Raw genomic sequence first — 18,255 nt, forward strand, 5'->3', positions numbered from 1 at the left:
TATTAGGTCTATGCCCCAAAAAGAACCTTTATGGGGCTATAGATAACGGCGTTTGTTGCTCAATACCTTCAGGACGGCCAGCAATAACGACAGTAAGTGCATCTGTATCGAAAAGCCTTTTTGCAACGCGCTTTGCATCAGCCAGTGATACTGCTTCCAAATATTCGTTGCGCTGATCTAGATAATCAATTCCCAGATCATTTAACTGCATGGCCAAAAGAATATTTGCAACCCGTCCGGTACTCGTAAAGCTTAGGGGGAAAGAGCCGGTCAAATAGGTTTTGGCATCATTCAATTCTTGCTCACTAGGTCCTTCTTCGGCCATTAGCGACCATTGCTCTTTCATAATCCGGATCGTTTCCGCCACCCGTTCATTTTGCGTGGCAACAGACGCCATCAATAGCGGTGCCTGATCCAGAAGGGAAAGATAGCTCCCTACTGAGTAGGCTAATCCTCTTTTTTCTCGAACTTCCTGATACAAACGCGAAGAAAAACTACCGCCCCCAAGAACATGATTAACAATAAAAGCGGCGTAGTAATCAGGATCATCACGAGAAATACCAGGCTGTGCCATTAAGACTTCACTCTGTGGAATATCTTCATCCAAAATAATGGTTCCGCCTTTAATTGCTGGCTTCGCCCCAGGAACTCGAAATGGTTTGGCTTTCTGTATAATTCCTTCAAAAGCCTGATCCAAAAACTGGCCAAGTTCAACAGCATCAATATCGCCAACAACAGCTACGGTCAGGTTGTCACGTGAGATATTTTCATTCAGATAGTTTTTCATATCCAGAACTGTTATGTTCTTGAGACTCGCAAGCGTACCATCATTGGGGCGCCCATAAACATGATTGGGATAATAGAGATCCCTCAAGGTACTTTGGGCTTTGTATCCTGGGTCATCCAGTCTTTGCTCGAGTACCAGTGAAATTTGCGTTCGAATGCGCTCAACAGGTTCACTATCAAACCTTGGTGCTGTCAAAGACAGATTCAGCAGCTCAAATGCTTTAACCTTGTTTTTTTTCAATGTGACAAGCTCGCCACTAAAAAACTCACGCCCTGCATTAAAACCCAGGGAAATAGACAAGTCATTCAGTTCCGCTTGAAAAGTTTGCGAATCAAGATTTCCTGCCCCCTCATCAATTGTCGCCGCAACCAAGTTAGCGAGACCTTCTTTACCATCAGGATCGACAGATGAACCTCCCGAAAAGGCGAACTTCATTGAAATAATCGGATTACTACGATCTTCTATAAGCCACGCTTTTATCCCACCGGGACTGGTAACCTCAGTGATATCAACAGCAAAAGCGGAAGAAAGGTTATAAAAGCTCAGCAAGATTGAGAGGACAGTAACAATTCCAAGTTTTACAGAAGATTTCATTATTTTGACTCCCCTGTAGGTAACAAAATACCGGTAACGGATTGGTTCTCAATAAAGAGCTTTTTCAGCAAATCATTGATTTGATCAGGAGTAACAGCAGAAATACGTTCGGGCCAAGCTTCAATATCTTCGACACTGCCACCTGTTGTCAAAGTACGACCTATGACATTAGGAGCAGCCGAAAGAGAATCCCGCGCAAAAACAGCTGCATCGACCATGCCGGTTTTAGCCTTTTTAACCTCTTCCTCTGTTACTCCCTGTCCAATCAAATCAAAGAGTTCTTCACGCAAACGTTTTTCAGCCACATCAATTTCGATATCAGGGCGCGGAGAGATATAAAGCGTAAATGTACTCAAATCATAGGCATTGGGGCTATAAGATGTACCAACGGATGCAGCTAATTTTTCTTCAATAACCAGCTTTTTGTATAGCTTGCTGGTCGCTCCTGAACCAATAATTTCATCCAGCACCTGCAACGCATAGGCATCGTTATTTTCAGCCGTCCGATAACTCGGGGCGATGTATCTAATCGTAACGGATGGGTTCGTTACCAAATGGCTATCTTTGATAACGCGTCGCGCGGCATTTTGCGGCGGTTCAGAGATCCTTTTCCGTTCAGGTATCTCCCGGCGAGGAATAGATCCAAAATACTTTTCAGCAAGGGGTTTGATTTCATCGGCAGTCACATCACCGGAAATAACAAGGACCGCATTATTAGGCGCATACCATTTTCTATAGAACGAAAGTGCCGTTTCTGTATTTAGCGCCTCAATTTCATGATCCCATCCGATAATGGGAATACGGTAAGGATGGTTAAGGAACTGGCTTGCCCGCATGACTTCGCCCAACTGCGCCCCCGGGCTATTACCGACGCGGCTACGTCTTTCTTCTCGAACGACCTCCCGTTCAGGCAATACCTTCTCATCATCCAGAAGTAACCCCGTCATTCTGTCTGCTTCCAGTTCCATCACCATTTCAAGACGGTCTTTGGCAACTGTTTGATGATAGGCCGTGTAATCCCAAGATGTGAATGCATTTTCCTGGCCACCATTTTTGGCAACCAACGCCGAAAATTCACCAGATTTGAAACGTTCAGTACCCTTGAACATAAGATGCTCAAGAAAGTGCGCATTACCTGATTCGCCAACTTCTTCATCCGCAGCCCCGACTTTATACCAAAGCATCTGCGTGATAATTGGCGCTCTATGGTTAGGAATAACTACGACCTCAAGCCCATTATCCAGCTTAAATACCTCTGGATTAAAGACAGCCCCTTGAACAGGAGAAAACAGTAGAACAAAGCTACAAATTATAATGTTGAGAGAACCGATACGTTTAAATCTGGAAAGCATATTAAGATAGCCAGGTCATTATAAAAAATTACATTGAATATAGTCGCAAGTCATAGAGAACACACGATCAATCAATGGCATTCATGGCCCATTAATCTGGCAAAACTAGGGCAGAACTACTTATTTCCCTCAACCTGCCCTATAAAACAAAAAAGCTCCGAGAAAATCGGAGCTTTTTAATTCATGAACATCACAAAAAATATTAGAAGATATTATCAAACACGCCTTCAAGTGGCGCTTCGCGTTCAATCGTAATACTTTCCGTTTCGCCTTTACCTCGCGTGCCAAGCGCTGCGTTTTCCTGAATGCGTTTTGCCTCTTTTACAGGGTCAACCACACTGTTAGGTCTAGGCTGATCCTTCCAGAAAATCAACGTATCAACTACGCGTTCACTTTCAGAATTAAGCTGCCGTGTCTCGCGGTCAATAAGCAAACGAATATCATCCGGCGCTTCATCTGCTCCAGCAGATTCCAGCAATGCCATTTCGCCATCACTACGACCAGCTTGTTCCAGTGCAGAGTTTTTCTGAGGTCCCGCAGTACCATCAAGATTAAAGACAGCACGTTTCGCTTGTCCTTGAGCTGAGCCTTCTTGTGGACGAAGCGCGCCAGGGCGAGGTGGTGCAAGATTATAATCAGGAGGAAGACTAAGAGGAGCTCTGGACACGACTTTAAATTCGTCGGGCGCACGCTTTCCTAGTCCTATTTGCTCTTTTAAGCCATCACTACAACCAGCGACGATTAGGGAAAGAACAATTAACCCCAAAAATTTGATATTTTTCATGCTTTCGGTCCGCATCCTTTTTCAAGGTCCCTACTTATTACCCTTAGATTGCGTCAAGAACAAGCCGTCAAAGAGCAAAACCATAACCCCGATAAAAATAAAACTGTCTGCGAGATTAAATGCGGGCCAGGGGTTAAATATTCGCCACGGCAGGAATGAGATGCTGAAACTCAAAAAATCAACCACGCCAATATGAATAAACCTGTCGATTACATTCCCGATTGCGCCACCACTGATAAGGCCGACAGATACAGCAATCAATTTGCCCGGTTCTTTATAGAGCCAAACAAACAATGCTATCACGATGGCAATGGCAACCCCCGCCAACAGAAAAGGGCGCCATTCAGAATCGCTACCAAACAGACCAAAACTCACTCCGGTATTGTAAGCCAAAACGAGATCAAAAAAACCAGTCACCTCGATAACTTGGGGCGGGTTCATCACATCCAGCAAGACATACCACTTACTAGCTTGATCAATTCCAGCAATCAAAATTGCCAATATCAAAGCACGGAGCATCATTAAATCACCTTGCTTTAAGAAGATGCGTTCAGAACACTGGCACCCAGAACACTGGCACAACGGCTACAGGTAGCTTCGGCATTCGGATGACTTCCCACATCGGGGAGTACTTTCCAACAGCGTTCACATTTTTCACCTTCGGCACCATCAACCACAACACCGACGCCATCAACGTCGTTCAAGCGATAAGCTTCTTGCGGCGCATCTGCTTCGACCAATTCAATCTGGGACGTAATACAGATATCAGCCATATCAAGATCACCAATGGCTGAAAGCAATTCTGGACGACTTATATAAACTGCTGGACGAGCCTGAAGACTGGAACCAATTTTCTTTTCAGCTCTCAAAACTTCAATAGCACCAGTCACAACACGACGAACTTCGCGCACATTGTCCCAACGTTCGGCCAGCGTGTCGTTTTTCCACCCCGCTGGAATTTCAGGGAAAGTACGTAAATGAACAGATTCAGCAATATCTGTTTTCCCCCGCGCCAACCATGCTTCTTCGGTCGTAAAGCACAAGATCGGTGCTAACCAAGCAGTAAGTGCATCAAAAAGTATATCAATTACCGTACGACAGGCCCGACGTTCCAGCGTGCCTGTTCCGTCGCAATAAAGCGTATCTTTGCGGATATCGAGATAGAAAGCCGAAAGATCAAGCGCACAGAAGTTGTGCAAAGCCTGGAACATCGCATGATAGTCATAGTCATCACAGGACTTACTAACGATGGTATCCAATTCGGTCAAACGGTGTAGAACCCATTTTTCAAGTTCAGGCATTTCCTCGACAGGCAGACGCTCAGCATCATTAAAACCATCAAGACTTCCCAAAAGGAACCGAAGCGTGTTTCGAAGACGACGATAGGCATCTGCCTGATACTTCAGGATTTCATCGCCAACACGCAAATCTTGAGAGTAATCAGAAGCAACTACCCAGAGGCGCAGAATATCAGCACCGTATTTGGCATTGATTTCCGCAGGGGCCGTAATGTTGCCCAAGGACTTAGACATTTTGCGGCCCTTGTTATCAAGAACAAAGCCATGGGTTAAAACAGCATCATACGGGGCACGACCTCGTGTACCTGCAGATTCCAACAAAGACGTATGGAACCAGCCACGGTGTTGATCCGATCCTTCAAGATAAAGATCAGCCGGCCATTTCAATTCCGGACGTGCCTCCAGAACAAAGCTGTGGGTTGACCCAGAATCAAACCACACTTCAATAACATCCTGAATTTGCTCGTAGTCATCCGGGTTATATTCGTTACCAAGGAAGCGTGCTGGTGGGCTGTTAAACCAGGCATCGCCGCCTTCTTGTTCGAAAGCGTCTACGATACGATCAAGAACTTTTTGGTCCCGCAGTGGCTCACCCGTTTTCTTTTCCATAAAGATCGGCAGGGGAACCCCCCATACACGCTGACGAGATACACACCAATCCGGACGACCCTCGATCATTTTATAAAGACGGGTCGATCCTTTTTCAGGAATAAACCGCGTATCATCAATAGCTTTAAGCGCTTTGTCACGCAACTCGTTGGTTTCCATTGAAATGAACCACTGTGGCGTGGCACGGAATACCAACGGCGCTTTGGAACGCCAAGAATGCGGGTAACTATGACGCATGGATCCTTTTGCCAACAAAGAGCCTGATTCAATCAAAGCTTTAATCACACGACCATTAGCATCGCCGGCTTTGCCTTCTTGCGTATAAACACAAGCACCCGCAAAGAATGGAACGTGATCGTAATAAACACCCGCTTCATCAATCATCATTGGAACTTCAAGGCCCTTTTGACGACCAAGTTCATTATCATCCGCACCGTGGCTTGGCGCGATATGAACAAATCCTGTACCAGCGTCGTTAGTTACAAAGTCTGCGTTTAGCAAAGGCACTTCGTAATCATATCCACCATCAGCACCCTCTAATCCATTAAGCGGGTGTTTAACTTTAACGTCAGAGAGATCAGAAACCACACCAACTTCGGTCCAGGCTTCGATCTTCGCATCTATTCTAACCTGCTCAGAAAGTTCGCGGTTCAGAACAAGGCGTTCACCAACTTTTGCAATGCTGTTTTCGCCAAGCTCGGTAACTTCGTAAACCACGTATTCAAACGCGTCACCACAGGCTACAGCTCTATTCGCAGGAATTGTCCACGGTGTGGTTGTCCAGATAATGATCGATGCGCCGTCGAGCAGCTTATCATTACTGCTGGCAATCGGAAAACGCACCCATATCGTTGGTGACTTAAGCTCATGATATTCAACTTCTGCATCCGCCAAAGCAGTTTTCTCGACAACCGACCACAGAACAGCCTTGGTCCCCATATAGAGGCCTTTGTTCATCAAGAACTTGCCCATTTCCTTTACAATCAGAGATTCTGATTGATAGTTCATGGTCTTATAGGGCTGTTCCCAGTCCGCTTCGATGCCGAGACGTTTGAATTCTTCGATCTGAATTTTGATCCATTTGTCAGCAAACTCGCGACATTCCTTACGGAATTCAACAACAGGAACTTCGTCTTTATCCTGACCGCGTTCGCGATAGCCTTCTTCGACCTTCCATTCAATCGGCAGACCGTGACAATCCCAACCGGGTACATAGTGCGCATCTTTCCCCAACATCTGTTGGGAACGGTTGATCACATCTTTCAAAACTTTATTAAGAGCGTGCCCCATATGAAGATGACCGTTGGCATAGGGAGGTCCGTCGTGAAGTGTGAACTTTTCACGCCCCTTACTTTGTGCACGCAGTTTTTCAAACAGCCCAATATCTCTCCAGCGCTGTAAAATCTCAGGTTCCTTTTTGGGCAACCCGGCGCGCATAGGGAAATCAGTCTTGGGGAGAAAAACAGTATCTTTATAATCCGTGCTCATGGAGCCACTCTTCCATTTTAACAATTATGCTTGTTGTTCATCTGTTGTCGAAACAACGGGATCAATTGGGTGATCAGGTAATTCCAGTAAAAGCTTACGTGCCTGCTCACTGTCTATTTTGATCTGTTCAGTCAAGGCCGTAAGGCCATCAAATTTCTTTTCAGGGCGCAGATATTCCACGATTTGTACCCGAAGGTCCATATCATAAATGTCTTCATCAAAATCAAAGATAAAAACTTCCAGATTGACACCTTCACCATTGAGTGTCGGTCGCACGCCAATATTTGCTACACCATTGTACCAATGGGTTAATCCAAAGCCTTCAACACCGGCCTTGGCAACACGTACGGCATAAACGCCCAAACTGGGAACGAGATAATTTTCCATGGATAGATTCGCGGTGGGAAAGCCAATTGTTCTTCCGCGCTTAAATCCATGCATTACAGTCCCGTCTATTTCCCAATAGCGACCAAGGATTCTTGCCGCATCGGCTGGTTTACCAGCTTTGAGATATTCCCGAATGCGCGATGAAGACAACACCACATCGTTTTTATCTTCAACCAGAGTTGCAGCCGTCACCCCAAAGCCGTGCACTTTGCCCATGGCCTCCAGCAAGACTGCATTACCTTGACGATCTTTACCAAAACAAAAATCGCCGCCAATAACCAAATGTCTCGCGCCGAGATCCCGCACCAAAGTATCGAGAACAAATGCTTCAGCGGACTGCTTCGCAAACTCAAGGGTGAAATCTTGTATATAAACATGATCAACACCGACCTTTTTCAAGGCATGTGCTTTCGCGATCATTGGCGTTAATCGAAAACAAGGTTGATCAGGTTTAAACAGAGATCGAGGATGAGGTTCAAAAGTTAAGACTGCCAACGGACGATTCAGCTTTTCCGCAATCACACCGGCTTGACGAATCACGGCCTGATGCCCCAGATGAACACCATCAAAGTTGCCAATAGCAACAACGGCTCCCCGTGCATCATCCGGTAGATTGGTAAAGTTATGAAAAACTGCCATTTATTAACCTAGGCTTTCCGCCTTCAAGCTCCAGAAATATTCTATAATTCGCATAGGAAATACTCTTGGCGGGCTCCTAATATTAGCAGTCGCACCATGAATGTGTCCGAAAGGCCTATGAATACTAGGTCAAAGGCTACTTGAAAACAGCCTTATAGCTTTTTTATCAAAAGATTTGGCAACAACGATCTTATTGATCCCGCGAAGACACCATCACGGTTGCCTCACCATCCAGAACATCTTTCCCCCTGACTTGACAAAGAGTCTCTAGAATTACGCGTTTTTTCGATGTCATTATTTCTCTCACCCGTACAATAGCCGTGACAGTATCACCAATACGTACAGGCCCCTTGAATCTGAGCGATTGAGAAAGATAAATGCATCCTGGGCCCGGTAATCTGGTTCCCAAAACTGTCGACAGGTAAGAGGCCGTTAGCATGCCATGAGCAATACGCCCTTCAAAAACGCTCTTTTTTGCGGCCTCTTCATCAATATGAACGGGATTAGTATCGCCGGACACCCCCGCAAACAAGACAATATCAGCTTCGGTAACTGTCTTGGAAAATGACGCTTCCATTCCCTCACTCAGATCTTCGATATAATACCCTTGTTGCCCGAACATCAGCTCTTCCCTTCGCCTTAGGTCTATTATTTTAAGTTTATTGTTATTTAAATGACCTTGAGATTTGTATTATTATTTCCCCAAAACCACCCTTACGATAATTTTACAAAAAAATACGTTTTTTCGCACATGCAAACAAGTATTATTTTGCAGCGCAACATAGTCCATTAAATATGATTTACGAGCTTTGGCATTTTTTTAAAAGTGATCTAAGATACAAATTCGTTTCATATAGAGGCTTATCCCGTGCACTCACTCACAAAAACATTTGCGATTATCTCTACCCTTCTAATACTCACAGCTTGCGGAGCCAGCAAACGAGCAAAACCTATAACCGGAAGCTTGCCAGCAATTTCACCAGAGAATGCCCGAATATATTTTTATCGTTCTCAGGTTCCTTTTCTCGCGGCCGTAGAGCCTGAGTTTCTCGTAAATGGGAAGTCCGTCGGATTTGTCAAAATCAATCAGGTTCTTTACCGCAACGCACAGCCCGGTAACTATGAGATCAAGATATCATCTGACATAGAAAATCCGATTTCAATACTCTTAAAACCTGGAGAAACGCGCTTTTTCAAAGCCTACGGTACGACATCAATCATCCGTAGCTATCACGCTATCAAAGAAATTGCGGAAGACGCGGCCCTAAAAGAAATTCAGGGGCAAAAACTTTTGGCCCCAGAATAAAACCCGAATTAGACTCACGACAGCTCTACGGCACAGAAATAAAGACAGTTTCACTCTGGCAACAGGCTGTAACGACAAAGATCGCCATAATTATATCTGAGTAATTGGCCCGTTGTTTACTCTGCTTCTCGCTCAAGAACAGCCGCAAAGAACCCATCGGTATCGTTTGTTGCTGGGCTTAAGCGAAGCATGTCCCCCATCGCCTCGGGCATGGACGTAGGCATTTTCTCTGCCCAGATACCTTTCACAGGCACCAGCTTGAAGTCAGGACGAGAACGAAGCAATTTTGCCACCTGGTCTTCATTTTCAACAGGCAAGAGAGAACAAGTAGCATAAACTAGGCGTCCACCCGGCTTAACCAAACGAGCCGCCGAGGTTAGAATGCTTTCCTGTAACGCAACCAATTCTTCCAGATCTTTTTCATCCCTGCGCCATTTCGAATCAGGGGCACGACGCCAGGAACCTATCCCGCTACAAGGTGCATCCACAAGAACGCGGTCAAATTTACCTTTGTTCTTTTTGACCCAAGGATCACGCTCGCTACCCAACACTTTACGTTCAGCGTTAAAGACACCAGCACGTTTCAGTCGCAGTGCTGCCCGGGCGAGGCGTTTGTTGTGAACATCCGCAGCAATCAGCTGTCCCCGATTATTCATCTCTGCAGCCAACGCCAGGGTTTTACCACCTGCACCGGCGCAAAAATCAATAACCCGTTGCCCTGGTTCAACAGCAACCATTGCCGCCAAAACCTGTGACCCAGCATCCTGAATTTCGAACTCGCCCCGCTCATAGAAAGGTAAGTGCGCCTTTCGACCAGCGTCCGTAATACGCAAACCATAGGGAAGCCAATCAAGCTTTTCGACCTTGCATCCCGCCTTTTCCAATCTTGGGATCAGCTCATCGCGATTACCTTTAAAGGGGTTCACTCGGATATCCAATGGCGCAGGTTGTCGCAAAGCCTCAATTTCTACGGTAAAGCGATCTCCAAAAACTTCTCGCAATCCCTTTTCCGCCCACGCCGGACATTCCAGAGTTACAGCCTCAGGCATGGTTTCATCTGCGAGACGCTTTCCATCCATTGCGCTCAACGCGCGAGCTTCGGAATCTGTCAAACGTTTCAGGTATCCGCCACCACCTTTGCAAAAATGCGTAATGTCCTGAACATTCTTACCATGGGTCAGTACAAGATCGGCAAGAAGAAGTTTACGTACCTGTGGTGTTTGCCCGTTGATTTCCAACCACCATAACAAACGGCGATAACGACGAACGACACCCCACACCATATCGCGAATACGATCGTGATCACGCGGCGTCAAACGGCCTTTAATGTTCGAAAAGTGAGATGCCAGTGCCCGGTCTATGGGACTATCAGAATTCGTGGCTTCTTCCAGAACAGCCAAGACATGGAACAACAAACGCCCCATTGGCAAGTCAACACGTTCTGCACCACGCGCCAGTCTTGCACCGCTTTTTAGCGGCTCAATATCTGACCGTTTTGTGTAAAAATTTCTCTCGCCCGAGGGATTTCGTTCTTTGTCTCGATCATCACCCGATCTGCCCTGCTCACGCTTTTTTGGGTAACTGGAATCATATCGCTGATCCGTATCTTTTCCGTGTTTTTGCGCAACAAACCGTTCTTTGCGCGCTTGCTGCTTTTCAGAACGTCCCTTGCCGCCAGCAGGATTTTTATCATTGGGTTGATCTGTCACAATACGCTCCTAAAGCCCCAAAAGGGTTTGTTCGTTATTGGTAAACCCGACAATGACACCTTGTGGCGTATCAGAAACCGGGCGCTTAATGAGCGTAGGGTTTTCCAACATTAAATCACGGGCAACAGTTTCATTCACTGAATCCTTAATATCATCAGATAAATTCCGCCAGGTCGTGCCTCTTTTATTGAGAAGCTTCTCCCAGCCCACGGCAGCTATCCATTTATCAAGATCTTCAGCAGACAGACCATCTACGCGGAAATCATGGTATTGATGATCAAGACCTGCAGCAGACAACGTCTTGAGTGCCTTTCTGCATGTATCGCAGTTCTTAATTCCATAAAGTTTGATCATCAATCTTTCCGTTCTTAAATAAATTCTGACATCTAGGTAAACCTCTGATCACGAAATGCAAGCAAAGTTGTCATTTCAAGAAACATAGCACCTAACCGAATTTCGCAGTTCTTCTATTTTGGGAGAGAATTTTTGTCACCAAGTCCGCCCCGATAGCGGCGATCAGAACAGCCTGAAGATCCTTATCTTTATGATAAAGTTTTTCGAGGGCTGATCGTTCCCAAACCAAACACTTTGTCTTTTCACGGGTTGTCACCGTTGCACCGGCTTTTTCCATCGTCAGAAAAGACATCTCGCCAGCAAATTGTCCGGCTCTAATTTCGCCAACACGCTTGTGCCTGACAGATACAAAAGCTTTTCCTTCAAACAGAAGAAATAACCTATCCGGGCATTCTCCTTCAAAAAGAAGTGTTTCACCCTGATCAAATTCAGACCAACTGGCCGCGCTAAAAAGGCGCTTCACAAACACGCGCTCCATAGAAGGGAAGGCCGCATCCTTTAAAGACTGCTCCTCGTTCGAGAAACTGGAACGGCGTTTTTCCATAACCAGAAGCGTCGAGTGGAACAAATTCACTGCAATAAGAAGCATATTCCCGGAAAAAGAAAGCCACATCGGGCCACCTTCGGGCAACAGGGCAGCAACCGCCATCGCGAACTTGGCGACGATTGTAAAAATTCGAAGCCATAGAATATCACGAACAACAAAGGCGATAAACGTGAGTAAAAAACCTATGGCAACAAGAATTTCAGGGAGACTTGAAAGGTTTTCCTGAATAAAGGACATTGCACTAACTCCACTCTATTAATTGCCACTAAGCTCCCCTGCCCATACAGATCTCGCCCCCTATGATGCCAGCAATGAAGAAAGGGGCGATACGCCCAAAAGCTGTCCATGATATGTTATTGCTAACCCGTAGCTCACAGCCCCGATAACAGGTCCTAAGGTTCCTACTCTTGGCAAAATGTCGCCCTCTTCTGGATACAATCGTCCAAAAGAAGGAAAATACCCAGTCTGCTCAAGAAACAGTTGATCCTTTGGGCCTTTGGATATCCGGCATTGATAATCGGACCAGATCATTGCAAGAACCGCATAGGTTCCTAATCCACCAAAAAAGAGAATAAAAGCCAGATCCCCGTTCACAAGCACATGGCTGAAACACGCAATGGCAACGCCCATAAGCATCGGATGACGTGTTAATCGTTGTGTGCCTCTCGAAATGTACGAACTCACCAGCAAAATAATTGCAATCGGCATCAATACAAAGCTTTGAAAAAGAACAACAGCACTTTCCGGCACCCAAAACTCAACATAAGAGCTTTCAATATAGCCATAAATAGCTCCGCCAAACGTTACCAGGGACAAAAGCGAGAAGAGGCTCTTGTATTGTAATTCACTTAAATGTTCAGCGGCTGCAGACCTTATCGACCTCGTTGCTGTTACCAGGTGCAACAAGGAAAACAGAACCAGCCCACCAATAATTAAAGAAGTCGTCATTCGCTTTCCATTCAACTGTATTGTGCTGCAATGAGCTTACTGAATAACTTTAAATACAACACCAGAGCCGTTTTTTCATCTGAGACAATTTCTGCTCCCTTACATATAGGGTTGCAACACCCGACGTCTTATTAACAGCGACCTCAAAATATTGTTACAGCTTGGCGTTTTTTCTGAATTCGGGTATTACCCCGCTTAAAGTTTCTGCAACATTGCCGAACCTCAACCAGCATAAGACCAAAAGAGAGAGCTATGCAAAACGCTTCCCCAGAAAAGGGATCGAAAAAGAACCCTGAGAAGAGGTCAGAAACCGCGACAGATAACCGAGATGTTATTATTATCGGCGCAGGTGCTGCGGGTCTTATGTGTGCAATTGAAGCAGGGAAAAGGGGACGGCGCGTTCTCGTCATTGATCACGCCAAAAAGCTGTGTGAAAAAATCCGTATTTCTGGCGGTGGACGTTGCAACTTTACCAACATACATACCACAGCCAGCGACTTCATTTCCGGCAATAAACACTTCTGTAAATCTGCACTGGCACGCTATACGCCATATGACTTCCTTGATCTGATGGCAAAGCACGGAATCAAGTATCACGAAAAAACACTAGGGCAGCTTTTCTGCGATAATTCCGCACAAGATATCATTGACATGCTGCTCGCAGAATGTCGTAACGCACGCGTCGAGATCCAAAACCCAGTCTCGGTTAAAAGTGTCCGCCCTCTGCCTGAAAAAGCTAACGCGCCTAAATTTTCTCTGGCAACTGATAATGGCATTGTAGTCTGCCATTCTTTGGTCATCGCAACGGGCGGACTTTCCATACCAAAGATCGGTGCCACAGATTTCGGTCACAGGATTGCCCGACAATTTGATGTGCCAGTCACTCCAATCCGCCCCGCACTTGTCCCCTTAACCTTGAACGACAATGATAAAGCCTTCTGTAAAACTCTTAGCGGCGTTTCACAGGACTGTATTGCATCAGTAAAAAAACAAGGCTTTCGTGAAAATCTGCTGTTCACTCATCGTGGCTTAAGTGGCCCGGCTATTTTACAAATTTCTTCCTATCTGGAACCGGGAAAATCACTTTCGATCGACCTGCTTCCTGGACAGAACATTGAAGAAGAACTGACCGCAGACGCGAACAAGAAAAAGACGCTGACCAATGTTCTCGCTCCTTTTATGAGCAAACGCTTTGCCCAGGAATGGGTCGACAGATTCAGCGAGAACAGAACTCCTGCAGATATGGGTAGCAAAAAGTTGCATAGTGTTGCCGAATCTATCCACAAATGGACCATCACCCCATCAGGGGATGAAGGATACGCCAAGGCAGAAGTTACACTTGGTGGCGTAAGCACAAAAGACCTTTCATCCAATACAATGGAAAGTAAAACCCGACCGGGGCTCTTCTTTATTGGCGAAGTCGTCGATGTAACCGGGCACCTCGGTGGCTTCAACTTCCAATGGGCATGGGCATCGGGACATGCTGCAGGTCGCGCTGTTTAATCCTGGCCTCAATAACCAACAGATCGTTCAACCTGTTTTGGTAACTGTCCGGTTTTCCTATAGTTCTTGATATTGTTAGCGACAATCCCAACAGCTGTTCCGGAGTTTGTCGGCGCTGCGACGTGCGGTAAAAGTGTGATGTGCGGATGACGCCACAAAGGATTATCCGATGAAAGAGGCTCTTGTGAAAAAACATCGAGTACAGCATGGGATAACTGTCCGGCATCCAATGCCGCAATCACATCCCCCTCGACCTGATGCCCACCACGTCCAAAGTTGATCAACCCAGCTCCTTTGGGAAGCTGAGAAAACAAGTCCTTTGCGAGTATGCCTTTTGTTTCCGGTGTCAAAGGCAAAAGGTTAACTAACACATCCAACCCATTAAGGAATTTGCGAAGACCACCTTGCCCTGCAAAACACTCAATGCCTTCCAGCGTTTTCAACGACCTGCTCCAGCCACGTACATTAAAGCCCAATGCCCGTAGCTGCTGAGCAGAAGCAACACCCATTTCTCCGAGCCCTAGAATACCGATTCTACGCTCAGATGACCGTAGCAACTCATGTTGTCGCCATTCCTGACGCTGTTGCTGACGGGCATAACGGGGCAAATCCCTATGCAAAGCAAGGACATGTGTTGCCGTCGCTTCAGCCATAGAAGCGGATAGCGCCGGATCAATCAAACGGACAAGAGGCACATCCTCGGGCAAGGTTGGATCAACCAAGAGTGCATCTACCCCTGCCCATAAGCTCTGGATCCATTTTAAATTGGAAAGTGTGTGCAGCACGCCTTGAGGTGGATTGGCAACAATCGCCATATCAACCTCAGCTTTATCACTCAACTCAGACATGAGAACAACATCTTCTTCTGGTAAGGCAGATCTGAGTTTGCTTAACCACATTGCTTCTTCTTCGGAAGAGACTGATGTCAGCAAAAGAATACTCATGACGCAAAAACCTTATCCATAGATTTAAAACCTTTAATCTCTATCGGATTTCCCGACGGATCAAAGAAAAACATTGTCCATTGCTCGCCCGGCTCCCCTTCAAAGCGCACCATAGGCTCTAACAGAAATTCAATTCCAGCCTGCTTTAGTTTTTCAGCAACACTGACCCAATCAGCATATTCAAGTATCACCCCGAAATGCGGCATCGGTACCAAATGCTCCCCGACCTTACCGGTGGCTTGAACATCAAAAGGAGTGCCAAGATGCAAAGAGATCTCGTGCCCAAAAAAATTATAATCTACCCAGCTCTCAGATGATCGTCCTTCTTCACAGCCAAGAATACCGCCGTAAAAAGAACGTGCATCTTCCAAACTTCGAACATTGTAAGCTAGATGGAAAAGGCTTTGCATCGTGAATTCTCCTGATTAACCGAAACCAATTTATTGATTCAAAACTGTCTAGCACAAACAAGAAGAAACAATTACTGTATTATTGTTCCTTCAAACAACAGGATATCTTTGGTTTGAATAGTGATTTCCTTCGAAGTCTGATCGCCTTGTCGCAAGAGGGGTCTATTGCACGGGCTGCACAATCTCAGGGGCTTACAGCCACAGCAATAAGTCAACGCATCAAAGCACTTGAAGAACAGATAGGATCTTGCCTGACCATACGGTCTGGGAAAACCATTCAACTGACAGAAGCCGGGCAACGCATTCTGCCCCACGCAAAGCAGTTACTCAGGGCTGAGCAAGATCTGGTGAACAGTTTAAACCACAACCGGATATCCGGTCAGTTAGAGCTAGGTGTCATCTCTACAGCAATGACAGGGATAATCCCCGGGGCTTTGAACCTTATACGCAACGATAAACACGATCTGGAAGTGCAATTACATCCCGGGACATCAAAACAGCTTTATAATCGCCTGCTTTCAGATGATCTGGACGCAATTGTAATTAGTGCGCCACCTTTTTCACTGTCGAAAGAGCTTAAAGTTGAAGTGATAACACAGGAACCACTTTGTCTTATCGCGGCCAAAGGATCTTTATCTGAGTACTTGTTTATAGACGATCATATGGAACGACCAATGCTATCTTCTGAGTTAATAGAAGAACTTCGGCAAAAACCCTTTATTCAATACGATCACAACTCATGGGGAGGTAAACTGGTCACACAGTTTTTGCGTGATCATAAAATCTCAACTCAGAAATTTTGTGAACTGGACGCCTTGGAGGCCATCACCGTACTCGTGAATTCAGACCTTGGCTTGGCTCTTATTCCTGACTGGCAAGGGCCTTGGCCTGGAGGCTTAGATTTGAATAAAATCACAATCACAGATACACGCTATTATAGAAAAACAATTTTGTTGCGTAAAATGTCGACCGTGAAAGAAACCGCTATTTCTTATTTCGGAAAAACGCTTAATGATCTTCAAACCAGATAGGATATAGCAATCAAGATACTTACACCACTGAAGGCGACGCCACAGATAAAAATATAAATCGGGTGCCAATAGAGAAATAAAGGATTCTTTTCCCGTTGCCTATCCGGATTCTTGATGCGACCCTCGAAATAGATTCCTGTCTCATAAAGCTGTAATGCCGAATCGATATTTCGGGAAGTTTGCGATGCATGATGCCGACGGCGCCCGTGGCGAACCAAAAGCATCACGATAACGCCAAATAGAAGTCCATTAACTAAAAGAATCGCGCTAACCAACGGAACAGCCAGCTCAGCTTGATTCGTGATCCAACCGACAAGAATAAACTGCGCCGTCAGGTATCCAAAGACAAGGCGCAGATCCAGATTCGCCATAAACCTAAGCTGCTCGCCCTGTTCCTTCGCCAACTCGGCCAGAACCTGAGCTTTCACACTATCAATTTCGGACATCTAGTTTCTCCCAACACCAAGGAAACAAAGGGAATACTTTCCCAATTCCGTAGAAAACATATTGTACTGTTTTGCTGGGTCAGTCCGCTATCGAATAAACGAAGCTAAACGCCTATTGAACGGCGGTTTGCGGAAATAAATGGTGCCCCCGGCCTGAGTCGAACAGGCACATCCGAAGATACGAGATTTTGAGTCACGCGCGTCTACCAATTCCGCCACGGGGGCACTTGTGGATGCGCATATTACTGATGCTTACGCCTTTGGCAAGTCTCGATTTCATTTTTATAATTTATCTAAAATTAGGCACAAAAATAACACACAAATCAGAGGTTTTTGCTTTTCATTAAGGATTTTAGTAAACTATGACTAGAACTTAACCATTGATTAAGGTTACTATTGGTTTAAACGGCTTCTTTCTTGGGGGGAAGAATTTCATAAATAATGGCCGTTCATAAATCATCCGATTCCCCCCGAAAGCTCAAATTACACCCTCGGGAGGGGTTATATTTGAGTTCTACATATAGGTTAGTCTGGAGCAACCGTGCGCCATGTTGGATACCAGTGTAATAGTAGATCAAACAGAAATTGAAATGCCTGACATACAGGCACGTGTTAAATGGTTCAATGCCACCAAAGGATTTGGATTTGTCCAGGCGGGGGAAGAATTACCCGACGCATTCCTCCATATATCCGTTTTGGAGAAAGCAGGTCATCGCTCTCTACCAGAAGGTGCAGAATTAATCTGTGACCTGACCAACGGAGATAAAGGTTTGCAGGTCAAACACATTCATAGTGTTGAATCCATGCCGGAACCACCGCCACCACCGGGTAGTGAAAGTGGGGAACCAACTATCGAAGGTATTGTGAAGTTTTTCAATGCCGACAAAGGGTATGGATTTGTTTCCCCTGATGACGGGAGCAGAGATATTTTTATTTCTGCACGTATTCTAGAGCGATCCGGAATTTTCCGTGTTGCCCAGAATCAACGCATTAAGATGGAAACAGAGGATGGTGACAAAGGCCCCTTGGCAACAATCGTCCAACTCCTCGAATAACTCTGCCTGTCTATAGACCCCGCCAAAGCGACGTAAGAATAACAATTCTCAAGCGCTGAAGATA

At 45.7% G+C, this 18,255-nt stretch carries 18 protein-coding genes and 1 tRNA gene; 4 read left to right on the forward strand and 15 right to left on the reverse strand.

From position 1 onward, the window contains the following. Window positions 1-28 precede the first annotated feature (28 nt). The 7 genes from WH96_RS02185 to WH96_RS02215 all read right to left on the reverse strand — a co-directional run bounded on the left by WH96_RS02185 (window position 29) and on the right by WH96_RS02215 (window position 8,560). Window positions 29-1,381, reverse strand: a complete 1,353-nt coding sequence (locus WH96_RS02185; protein WP_047762465.1) for a M16 family metallopeptidase — start codon at window positions 1,379-1,381, stop codon at window positions 29-31. After that, a complete protein-coding gene (locus WH96_RS02190; RefSeq protein ID WP_047762466.1) occupies window positions 1,381-2,733 on the reverse strand; it encodes a M16 family metallopeptidase in 1,353 nt (450 codons plus the stop codon). Before WH96_RS02190 ends, WH96_RS02185 begins: the two co-directional genes overlap by 1 nt. A 202-nt stretch (window positions 2,734-2,935) precedes the next feature. After that, the gene (locus WH96_RS02195) at window positions 2,936-3,517 is read right to left on the reverse strand and encodes a DUF3035 domain-containing protein (RefSeq protein WP_047762799.1); all 582 of its coding nucleotides are present in this window, start codon (window positions 3,515-3,517) and stop codon (window positions 2,936-2,938) included. A 30-nt stretch (window positions 3,518-3,547) separates the two neighbouring features. Beyond that, the gene (gene lspA / locus WH96_RS02200) at window positions 3,548-4,039 is read right to left on the reverse strand and encodes a signal peptidase II (RefSeq protein ID WP_342667201.1); all 492 of its coding nucleotides are present in this window, start codon (window positions 4,037-4,039) and stop codon (window positions 3,548-3,550) included. Between the two features lie 14 nt (window positions 4,040-4,053). Further along, the gene (ileS, locus tag WH96_RS02205) at window positions 4,054-6,912 is read right to left on the reverse strand and encodes an isoleucine--tRNA ligase (RefSeq protein ID WP_047762468.1); all 2,859 of its coding nucleotides are present in this window, start codon (window positions 6,910-6,912) and stop codon (window positions 4,054-4,056) included. A gap of 24 nt (window positions 6,913-6,936) precedes the next feature. After that, window positions 6,937-7,938: a bifunctional riboflavin kinase/FAD synthetase gene (locus tag WH96_RS02210; RefSeq protein ID WP_047762469.1), complete on the reverse strand. Its 1,002-nt coding sequence runs from the start codon at window positions 7,936-7,938 to the stop codon at window positions 6,937-6,939. Between the two features lie 190 nt (window positions 7,939-8,128). Then, the gene (locus WH96_RS02215; protein WP_082130275.1) at window positions 8,129-8,560 is read right to left on the reverse strand and encodes a MaoC family dehydratase; all 432 of its coding nucleotides are present in this window, start codon (window positions 8,558-8,560) and stop codon (window positions 8,129-8,131) included. Between the two features lie 246 nt (window positions 8,561-8,806). On the opposite strand from WH96_RS02215, the gene WH96_RS21025 reads away from it, so the two are divergent. Then, complete coding sequence (locus WH96_RS21025; RefSeq protein ID WP_053005573.1) at window positions 8,807-9,244, forward strand: DUF2846 domain-containing protein; 438 nt, start codon at window positions 8,807-8,809, stop codon at window positions 9,242-9,244. Between the two features lie 116 nt (window positions 9,245-9,360). Here the strand turns inward: WH96_RS21025 and WH96_RS02225 are convergent, their stop codons facing one another. From WH96_RS02225 to WH96_RS02240, 4 genes are all read right to left on the reverse strand, one after another. Further along, on the reverse strand, window positions 9,361-10,953 hold the full coding sequence (locus WH96_RS02225) for an RsmB/NOP family class I SAM-dependent RNA methyltransferase (RefSeq protein WP_053005575.1): 1,593 nt from the start codon (window positions 10,951-10,953) through the stop codon (window positions 9,361-9,363). A 9-nt stretch (window positions 10,954-10,962) separates the two neighbouring features. Continuing rightward, window positions 10,963-11,307: an ArsC family reductase gene (locus WH96_RS02230; protein ID WP_047762471.1), complete on the reverse strand. Its 345-nt coding sequence runs from the start codon at window positions 11,305-11,307 to the stop codon at window positions 10,963-10,965. Window positions 11,308-11,398: 91 nt separating this feature from the next. Further along, window positions 11,399-12,091, reverse strand: a complete 693-nt coding sequence (locus WH96_RS02235) for a cyclic nucleotide-binding domain-containing protein (protein WP_047762472.1) — start codon at window positions 12,089-12,091, stop codon at window positions 11,399-11,401. A gap of 60 nt (window positions 12,092-12,151) precedes the next feature. Beyond that, complete coding sequence (locus WH96_RS02240) at window positions 12,152-12,802, reverse strand: NnrU family protein (protein ID WP_047762473.1); 651 nt, start codon at window positions 12,800-12,802, stop codon at window positions 12,152-12,154. 252 nt (window positions 12,803-13,054) lie between these two features. Here WH96_RS02240 and WH96_RS02245 point away from each other — a divergent pair, with 252 nt between their 5' ends. Beyond that, window positions 13,055-14,305 (forward strand): BaiN/RdsA family NAD(P)/FAD-dependent oxidoreductase, encoded by a 1,251-nt coding sequence (locus WH96_RS02245; RefSeq protein WP_082130276.1) that lies wholly within the window; start codon window positions 13,055-13,057, stop codon window positions 14,303-14,305. Window positions 14,306-14,313: 8 nt separating this feature from the next. Here the strand turns inward: WH96_RS02245 and WH96_RS02250 are convergent, their stop codons facing one another. Together WH96_RS02250 and WH96_RS02255 are read right to left on the reverse strand one after the other, a co-directional pair. Then, window positions 14,314-15,249, reverse strand: coding sequence for a 2-hydroxyacid dehydrogenase (locus WH96_RS02250; RefSeq protein ID WP_047762474.1), 936 nt, complete (start codon window positions 15,247-15,249; stop codon window positions 14,314-14,316). Continuing rightward, window positions 15,246-15,659, reverse strand: coding sequence for a VOC family protein (locus WH96_RS02255; RefSeq protein WP_047762475.1), 414 nt, complete (start codon window positions 15,657-15,659; stop codon window positions 15,246-15,248). Before WH96_RS02255 ends, WH96_RS02250 begins: the two co-directional genes overlap by 4 nt. A 113-nt stretch (window positions 15,660-15,772) precedes the next feature. Here WH96_RS02255 and WH96_RS02260 point away from each other — a divergent pair, with 113 nt between their 5' ends. Next, entirely contained in the window at window positions 15,773-16,690 is a 918-nt protein-coding gene (locus WH96_RS02260) for a LysR family transcriptional regulator (RefSeq protein ID WP_053005576.1), read from the forward strand. Here WH96_RS02260 and WH96_RS02265 read toward each other — a convergent pair. After that, the gene (locus tag WH96_RS02265; RefSeq protein WP_047762476.1) at window positions 16,678-17,136 is read right to left on the reverse strand and encodes a hypothetical protein; all 459 of its coding nucleotides are present in this window, start codon (window positions 17,134-17,136) and stop codon (window positions 16,678-16,680) included. The genes WH96_RS02260 and WH96_RS02265 overlap by 13 nt on opposite strands. A 140-nt stretch (window positions 17,137-17,276) precedes the next feature. Continuing rightward, window positions 17,277-17,361 (reverse strand) — tRNA-Leu (locus tag WH96_RS02270). 323 nt (window positions 17,362-17,684) lie between these two features. On the opposite strand from WH96_RS02270, the gene WH96_RS02275 reads away from it, so the two are divergent. Continuing rightward, the gene (locus WH96_RS02275) at window positions 17,685-18,191 is read left to right on the forward strand and encodes a cold-shock protein (protein WP_047762477.1); all 507 of its coding nucleotides are present in this window, start codon (window positions 17,685-17,687) and stop codon (window positions 18,189-18,191) included. Window positions 18,192-18,255: the final 64 nt, after the last annotated feature.

This window comes from Kiloniella spongiae, assembly GCF_001026905.1.
GTDB lineage: Bacteria > Pseudomonadota > Alphaproteobacteria > Kiloniellales > Kiloniellaceae > Kiloniella > Kiloniella spongiae.